Origin of the sequence: Klebsiella sp. NPDC088457 (genome assembly GCF_044900465.1) — a bacterium.
In the GTDB taxonomy this organism is placed as follows: domain Bacteria; phylum Pseudomonadota; class Gammaproteobacteria; order Enterobacterales; family Enterobacteriaceae; genus Klebsiella.
In genome coordinates this window covers 43,514-50,014 of record NZ_JBJDNH010000042.1, presented here as the reverse complement: position 1 = coordinate 50,014, position 6,501 = coordinate 43,514, and the positions used below count along the sequence as shown (strand labels likewise).

6 protein-coding genes are annotated in these 6,501 nt (G+C 55.3%); 2 read left to right on the top strand and 4 right to left on the bottom strand.

Annotated features, from left to right (window positions below):
* Positions 1–428 precede the first annotated feature (428 nt).
* Both ACI2JR_RS22285 and mdtD read left to right on the top strand, forming a co-directional pair.
* The gene (locus tag ACI2JR_RS22285) at positions 429–1,130 is read left to right on the top strand and encodes a FadR/GntR family transcriptional regulator (RefSeq protein ID WP_132729042.1); all 702 of its coding nucleotides are present in this window, start codon (positions 429–431) and stop codon (positions 1,128–1,130) included.
* A gap of 12 nt (positions 1,131–1,142) precedes the next feature.
* Positions 1,143–2,540: a multidrug transporter subunit MdtD gene (gene mdtD / locus ACI2JR_RS22280; RefSeq protein ID WP_462479489.1), complete on the top strand. Its 1,398-nt coding sequence runs from the start codon at positions 1,143–1,145 to the stop codon at positions 2,538–2,540.
* On the opposite strand, the gene rbsR is transcribed toward mdtD, so the two are convergent.
* The 4 genes from rbsR to rbsC all read right to left on the bottom strand — a co-directional run bounded on the left by rbsR (position 2,537) and on the right by rbsC (position 6,448).
* On the bottom strand, positions 2,537–3,529 hold the full coding sequence (gene rbsR / locus ACI2JR_RS22275; protein ID WP_132729046.1) for a ribose operon transcriptional repressor RbsR: 993 nt from the start codon (positions 3,527–3,529) through the stop codon (positions 2,537–2,539). The genes mdtD and rbsR overlap by 4 nt on opposite strands.
* 3 nt (positions 3,530–3,532) lie before the next feature.
* A complete protein-coding gene (gene rbsK / locus ACI2JR_RS22270; protein ID WP_165905706.1) occupies positions 3,533–4,465 on the bottom strand; it encodes a ribokinase in 933 nt (310 codons plus the stop codon).
* A 99-nt stretch (positions 4,466–4,564) separates the two neighbouring features.
* Positions 4,565–5,455: a ribose ABC transporter substrate-binding protein RbsB gene (rbsB, locus tag ACI2JR_RS22265; RefSeq protein WP_132729050.1), complete on the bottom strand. Its 891-nt coding sequence runs from the start codon at positions 5,453–5,455 to the stop codon at positions 4,565–4,567.
* A 27-nt stretch (positions 5,456–5,482) separates the two neighbouring features.
* Entirely contained in the window at positions 5,483–6,448 is a 966-nt protein-coding gene (gene rbsC / locus ACI2JR_RS22260; RefSeq protein ID WP_132729052.1) for a ribose ABC transporter permease, read from the bottom strand.
* Positions 6,449–6,501 lie beyond the last annotated feature (53 nt).

Genomic DNA, 6,501 nt, shown 5'->3' with positions numbered 1-6,501 from the left:
AGAGACTTGGTATTCATTTTTCGTCCGAAGACGTTAAGAATCCATGTCACTTTGAGTGCCCACACAGATTGTCTGATAAATTGTTAAAGAGCAGTGCGACGGCGCTGAGCGCTCTGTCGCGAGGTCCCGTATAATACGTTTTCCTCATTCAGAGTCAAGCGTTTATTTTTGCTTTTCTCCGCTGGCGTTCATCGCTGAACCCCGCTGACCCGGCGGCTTGCGTGCCGTTGTTCCGTGTCAGTGGAGGCGCATTATAGGGAGTTCTGAGACGTTGACAAGCCCTGTTTTAAAAAAACTTTTCAACCGTCTCTTTTTTCACCAAAGCGGCGTGTAAGGTGGCAAAAAACCAGCGTTTTGCCGTTTTAACCAACGAAATAGCCCACCTGATGGCATACTGATAGAGTAAAAAAGAGAAAGGAACGGCATTTATGTCTTTAAGCGCACAGCAACTGGCGGCACAAAAGAACATCTCCTGGGTACTCGCGGAGAAACTGGCTCAAAAAATCCTGACCGGTGAATACCAGCCAGAAACGATTCTGCCCGGCGAAATGGAGCTGGGTGAACAGTTCGGTGTGAGCCGCACGGCGGTACGCGAGGCGGTCAAGACGCTCACTGCAAAAGGAATGCTGTTGCCACGTCCACGCATTGGCACACGGGTCATGCCTCGCAGTAACTGGAACTTTCTCGATAAAGAGCTGCTCTCATGGTGGTTAACGGAAGATAATTTTGAAGAGGTGGTGACCCATTTCCTCGTCATGCGCAGCAGTCTGGAACCGCAGGCCTGTTTTCTGGCCGCCACATTAGGCAGCGCTGAACAGAAGGCCCAGCTCAATACCTTAATGGAAGAGATGAGCCAGTTGAAAAGACGTTTTCAGCGTGAGCGCTGGATTGAAGTCGATATGGCCTGGCATGAGCACATCTATGAAATGAGCGGAAACCCGTTCCTGATCGCCTTCGCCTCGCTGTTTCATTCGGTGTACCACACCTACTTCACTTCGATTACCCAAAACGAAGTGGTGAAGCTGGATCTCCATCAGGCCATCGTTGACGCCATTCAGGATAGCGACGGCCCGCGGGCGCTTAACGCCAGCCAGACGTTGTTGAACGCACCACACCATTCAGGCAAATAACAAGGGTTCCGCATGAGCGAAAAGAAAGGGCGTAGTATGGCCGGGCTACCGTGGATCGCGGCCATGGCCTTTTTTATGCAGGCGCTGGACGCCACCATTCTGAATACCGCCCTTCCCGCCATTGCGCACAGTCTCAACCGTTCGCCGCTGGCAATGCAATCCGCCATCATCAGTTATACCTTAACCGTCGCCATGCTTATCCCGGTCAGCGGTTGGCTGGCTGACCGTTTCGGCACACGCAAGGTATTCATTATTGCCGTCGGCCTGTTTACGCTCGGCTCGCTTGCCTGTGCCCTTTCCGATTCGCTGATGGAGCTGGTTATCTTTCGCGTCATTCAAGGGATGGGCGGCGCGATGATGATGCCGGTAGCGCGCCTGGCATTATTACGGGCCTATCCGCGCAGCGAACTACTGCCGGTACTGAACTTCGTCACCATGCCGGGGCTGGTCGGCCCGATTCTTGGGCCGGTTCTCGGTGGGGTTCTGGTCACCTGGGCCAGCTGGCACTGGATTTTCCTGATAAATATCCCTATCGGCATTATCGGGATACTCTACGCCCGTAAATATATGCCGGACTTCACCACGCCACGTCGTCGCTTTGATACCAGCGGTTTCCTGCTGTTTGGTTTGAGCCTGGTGCTGTTTTCCAGCGGCATCGAGCTGTTTGGCGAGAAAATTGTCGCGACCTGGATTGCTCTGTCGATCATCGCCCTGAGCATCCTTTTACTGTTGGCCTATATTCGCCACGCGCGTCGCCACCCAACGCCGCTGATCGCGCTTTCTTTATTTAAGACCCATACGTTCTCAGTCGGTATAGCCGGAAATCTGGCCACCCGTCTGGGCACCGGCTGCGTGCCATTTCTGATGCCGCTGATGCTACAGGTCGGGTTTGGCTATCCGGCAATCATCGCGGGCTGCATGATAGCCCCTACCGCTATCGGCTCGATTATCGCGAAATCCACCGTCACCCAGATTTTACGCTGGCTGGGCTATCGGAAAACCCTGGTAGGGGTAACGATATTTATCGGTCTGATGATCGCCCAGTTCTCATTCCAGTCTCCGGAAATGCCGATCTGGATGCTATTGCTGCCGCTGTTTGTGCTGGGAATGGCGATGTCCACCCAGTTCACCTCGATGAACACCATCACGCTGGCGGATTTGACCGATGATAACGCCAGTAGCGGAAACAGCCTGCTGGCCGTTACCCAACAGCTGTCAATCAGCCTCGGGGTCGCTATTAGCGCGGCGGTACTGCGTTTTTATGAAGGGTTCGACAGCGCCAATACCGTGGAGCAGTTCCACTACACCTTTATGACAATGGGGGCGATCACCATCATATCGGCGCTGACCTTTATGCTGTTAAGAGCAAAAGATGGCCGCAACCTGATCAAGGAGCGGCACAAACGTTAAGCTGAACCGCGAATCACCAGTTCAGGAGTGAGCTGTACGCGCTGCTGTTTCTGGCCCGGATCGGCCATGCGGTGAATCAGCACATCGATGGCCAGCTCACCCAGTTCATCTTTCGGCTGATGGATAGTAGTGAGCGGCGGCGTCATATAGCGCGCCAGTTCGATATCGTCATAGCCCACCAGCGCCATATCCTGCGGGATACGCAGCCCGGCCTGATAAAGCGACTGATACGCCCCAACCGCCATTGCATCGTTGCCGACAAACACCGCCTGTGGCCGCTCGGGTAACGCGAGCAGCTGTTGCATGGCGTTAAAGCCGCCGCCAAATTCGAAGTCGCTGGTGATGACATAGCCTGCGGTAATGGCAAGTCCGGCGCGGGACATCGCCGCGTGATATCCCTCAAGGCGCAGGCGCGATGGCGTTTTATCCAGCGGCCCGGCAATACAGGCCACTCGGGTATACCCTTTATCAATCAGATACTGCGTCGCCATATCGCCACCCAGTAGAGAGTTATCCTGAATCAGATCGCTATCACCATCGAACGGCGCCCAGTCCATCATCACCGTGGGCACCGATGGGTAGCGCTGCATGATCTCCGGGGAAGGTTGATGCGTTTCGGTACACAGCAGCAGTAAGCCATCGACGCGTTTTTGCATCAGCGTTTCAAGATTACGGTTCATCCGCTGCTCATCCCCCTCGGTATTACATAGCACCAGGCTATAGCCGCGTTCAAAGCAGCTCCGCTCCACGCCGCGCACCAGTTCCGAATAAAACGGATTGGTACTGGCGGTGATCAGCATACCGATGGTCCGGGTCTGGTTGAGCTTGAGGCTACGCGCCAGCGCGGAGGGTGCGTAGTTCAGGTTTTTAATCGCCGCATCGACTTTGGCGGTAATCGCCTCACTGACGAAGCGATCTTTATTAATGACGTGAGAAACTGTTGAAGTGGAAACGCCCGCCGCGCGGGCTACATCCTTCATGGTAGCCAAACGTTACCCCTGTTGACGTAAAAACTCGTCGATCTCTTCGCGCCATGGTACGGAAGGCTGCGCGCCTTTGCGGGTAACGGCAATGGCAGCGGCGGCATGAGCAAAGCGAATCGCCTCGTCCAGCGCGGTTCCTTCCAGTAAGGCAGTCACGACTGCGCCATTAAAGGTATCACCGGCGGCAATTGTATCGATGGCCTGCACTTTAAAGCCGGGAACCCGACGCCCTTTACCTTCCTGGCTAAGCCATACGCCGCGGCTCCCGAGGGTAATCATCACCGTACCAATACCTTTTTCATGCAGCGCCCTGGCCGCATGTGCCGCATCGTCGTCGTTTTCCACACGGATGCCGGTCAGCTTTTCCGCTTCGGTTTCGTTAGGCGTAATGATATCCACCAGCGCGAGCAGTTCATCTGACAACTCACGCGCCGGCGCCGGGTTCAGCACCACGGTGGTGTGATTTTGATGGGCGATTTTCGCCGCGGCCAGTACGCTTTCCAGCGGCGACTCCAGCTGCATCAACAGCGCCTGAGCGCTGGCAATACGTTCTTTTTCGGCCTCAACCCGCGCAACAGAGAGCGCGGCATTGGCGCCGGCATGAATACCGATAACATTCTCACCTTCGGCATTAACAAAGATCAGCGCCACGCCGGTCGATTCACCGGTGACGGCACGCACCGGCGCCACATCGATATTATCGCTCGCCAGCTGGCGGCGGATGCGTTCGCCGATATCGTCATCGCCGGTACAGGCGATAAATGCAATATCCGCTCCGCTACGCCCGGCGGCAACGGCCTGGTTCGCGCCCTTACCGCCGAAAGCCACCTGATAGTGGTTACCGGTGACGGTTTCGCCCGGCGTCGGGAAAGATACAAGGTTAAGAATGTGATCGGCATTAATGCTGCCAAGGACGACAAGTTTGCCTGCGGTTTTCATTATTTCTGTTCCCGGGAAAGCGCGCCACCGGACTCCGGTGGCGCATGCCCTGCTTTTCTTTTTTATATTGTCCCTCGGACCGTCGCCGGCCCGAATCGCATATTACTGCTTAATAACCAGTTTCAGCTCAACCGGATAGCTGGCATCCACTTTTTCGCCCTTCAGCACTTTATCAGCAGTCTCGACGCCTTTCACGCCGATCTGCTCCGGCAACTGAGCGATGGTCGCTGCCAGTTTGCCACTATTTACTGCTTTTTCGCCATCCGGAGTGCCGTCAAATCCAACCACCATCACATCGGATTTACCCGCAGTCTGCAACGCACGCAGCGCGCCCAGCGCCATTTCATCATTCTGCGCAAACACCGCCTGCACGTCAGGATGCGCCGTCAACAGATTCTGCATCACGTTCAGACCTTTAGTACGGTCAAAGTCCGCCGGCTGGCTGGCCAGCACGTTGAATTTATGCGCGGCAACGGCCTGCCTGAAGCCTTCGCCACGTTCACGTGCCGCGGAAGTCCCGGCAATGCCTTGCAGTTCAATAACCTTCGCGCCTTCACCGGTTTTCTTCGCAATGTAGTCGCCGGCCATCTTACCGCCCAGCACGTTATCAGAAGCGATATGGCTGACAACGTCGCCTTTCGCAGCCTGACGGTCAAGGGTAATCACCGGAATCTTCGCCTGGTTAGCCATCTTCACGGCATTACCGACAGCATCAGAGTCCGTTGGGTTAATCAGCAGCAGCTTAGCGCCGCGTACCGTTAAATCCTGCACGTTCGCCAGCTCTTTCGCCGGGTTGTTCTGCGAATCCAGCACCACCAGGTTATAGCCCAGTTTGTCCGCTTCTTTCTGCGCGCCGTCTTTCAGGGAGACAAAGAACGGGTTATTCAGAGTAGAGATAACCAGAGCGATAGTGTCTTTTGCCATCGCGTTGGCACTGACGGTCGCGCTTAAAGCAACAGCAGATACCAGGGTCGCCAGTTTTTTCATATTCATAGTTAAGATGTCCTGTAGAGTTCTTAGTTACTGCTTTTTGTTATCTACCAGCACCGCCAGCAAAATGACCACCGCTTTCACGATCATCTGGTAATAGGAAGAAACGCCTAATAGATTCAAACCATTGTTCAGGAAGCCAAGGATCAATGCACCAATCAGGGTACCAACGATACGACCTTTCCCTCCAGCCAGGCTGGTGCCGCCCAGCACAACCGCCGCAATGGCATCCAGTTCATAACCGGTACCCGCCGTCGGCTGTGCGGAAGAGAGACGCGCCACTTCGATAATTCCCGCCAGCGAAGCCAGCAGACCGCACAAAGAATAGACGATGATTTTCACTTTATTGACGCTGATACCGGACAGACGCGTCGCCGCTTCGTTACCGCCCAGCGCGTAGATGTAACGGCCCAGACGCGTGTGATGCAGCATGTACCAGGCAGCAAGGAACACGATAGCCATAATCCACACCGGTGTAGGAACCCCTAACGGGCGGCCGATACCGAACCAGCCAAACAGATCGGCGTTGTCGGTGAACCCGGTATTGACCGGGCTGCCATTGGTATACACCATCGTCACCCCTCGCAGCAGCAGCATCATCACCAGGGTGGCGATAAAGGCCTGTACGCGCCCTTTCGCCACAATGACCCCGGTAACGGCGCCAATCGCTGCGCCTAAGGCGAGGGCCGCAGCGATCGCCACCAGCGCGTTGACCTCCAGCCCCACAATCGACGCCGCCACCGCGCCGGTCAGCGCCAGCAGGGAACCGACGGACAGGTCAATCCCCGAGGTCAGAATAACCAGCGTCATGCCGACGGCCATAATGGCGTTGACCGAGGTCTGTTGCAGAATATTGAACAGGTTATTGATGGTAAAAAAGTTGGGGCTCATGGTCGAAACAATCGCTATCAGCACCAACAGGGCAATCAGCGACTTTTGCTCCATCAGCCATGCTTTCGTGAAATAGCGGCGACCAGAAACAGCCTGGGTTGTCATCTTTTTTACTCCTGATTCACACGGTTAAGCTTGCCCACAGCGGCAGCCATCAA